Raw genomic sequence first — 1,734 nt, forward strand, 5'->3', positions numbered from 1 at the left:
ACTGCTCTTTAACAATTTATCAGACAATCTGTGTGGGCACTCGAAGATACGGATTCTTAACGTCGCAAGACGAAAAATGAATACCAAGTCTCAAGAGTGAACACGTAATTCATTACGAAGTTTAATTCTTTGAGCATCAAACTTTTAAATTGAAGAGTTTGATCATGGCTCAGATTGAACGCTGGCGGCAGGCCTAACACATGCAAGTCGAACGGTAACAGGAAGCAGCTTGCTGTTTCGCTGACGAGTGGCGGACGGGTGAGTAATGTCTGGGAAACTGCCTGATGGAGGGGGATAACTACTGGAAACGGTAGCTAATACCGCATAACGTCGCAAGACCAAAGAGGGGGACCTTCGGGCCTCTTGCCATCGGATGTGCCCAGATGGGATTAGCTAGTAGGTGGGGTAACGGCTCACCTAGGCGACGATCCCTAGCTGGTCTGAGAGGATGACCAGCCACACTGGAACTGAGACACGGTCCAGACTCCTACGGGAGGCAGCAGTGGGGAATATTGCACAATGGGCGCAAGCCTGATGCAGCCATGCCGCGTGTATGAAGAAGGCCTTCGGGTTGTAAAGTACTTTCAGCGGGGAGGAAGGGAGTAAAGTTAATACCTTTGCTCATTGACGTTACCCGCAGAAGAAGCACCGGCTAACTCCGTGCCAGCAGCCGCGGTAATACGGAGGGTGCAAGCGTTAATCGGAATTACTGGGCGTAAAGCGCACGCAGGCGGTTTGTTAAGTCAGATGTGAAATCCCCGGGCTCAACCTGGGAACTGCATCTGATACTGGCAAGCTTGAGTCTCGTAGAGGGGGGTAGAATTCCAGGTGTAGCGGTGAAATGCGTAGAGATCTGGAGGAATACCGGTGGCGAAGGCGGCCCCCTGGACGAAGACTGACGCTCAGGTGCGAAAGCGTGGGGAGCAAACAGGATTAGATACCCTGGTAGTCCACGCCGTAAACGATGTCGACTTGGAGGTTGTGCCCTTGAGGTGTGGCTTCCGGAGCTAACGCGTTAAGTCGACCGCCTGGGGAGTACGGCCGCAAGGTTAAAACTCAAATGAATTGACGGGGGCCCGCACAAGCGGTGGAGCATGTGGTTTAATTCGATGCAACGCGAAGAACCTTACCTGGTCTTGACATCCACGGAAGTTTTCAGAGATGAGAATGTGCCTTCGGGAACCGTGAGACAGGTGCTGCATGGCTGTCGTCAGCTCGTGTTGTGAAATGTTGGGTTAAGTCCCGCAACGAGCGCAACCCTTATCCTTTGTTGCCAGCGGTCCGGCCGGGAACTCAAAGGAGACTGCCAGTGATAAACTGGAGGAAGGTGGGGATGACGTCAAGTCATCATGGCCCTTACGACCAGGGCTACACACGTGCTACAATGGCGCATACAAAGAGAAGCGACCTCGCGAGAGCAAGCGGACCTCATAAAGTGCGTCGTAGTCCGGATTGGAGTCTGCAACTCGACTCCATGAAGTCGGAATCGCTAGTAATCGTGGATCAGAATGCCACGGTGAATACGTTCCCGGGCCTTGTACACACCGCCCGTCACACCATGGGAGTGGGTTGCAAAAGAAGTAGGTAGCTTAACCTTCGGGAGGGCGCTTACCACTTTGTGATTCATGACTGGGGTGAAGTCGTAACAAGGTAACCGTAGGGGAACCTGCGGTTGGATCACCTCCTTACCTTAAAGAAGCGTTCTTTGTAGTGCTCACACAGATTGTCTGATAG

At 52.6% G+C, this 1,734-nt stretch carries 1 rRNA gene; it reads left to right on the forward strand.

What is annotated here, in order from left to right:
- The first annotated feature begins 146 nt into the window (after positions 1 to 146).
- Positions 147 to 1,688 (forward strand): 16S ribosomal RNA (locus ABZJ92_RS20615).
- Positions 1,689 to 1,734: the final 46 nt, after the last annotated feature.

The organism is Shigella sp. FJ200513 (assembly GCF_040495915.1).
In the GTDB taxonomy this organism is placed as follows: Bacteria; Pseudomonadota; Gammaproteobacteria; order Enterobacterales; family Enterobacteriaceae; genus ECMA0423.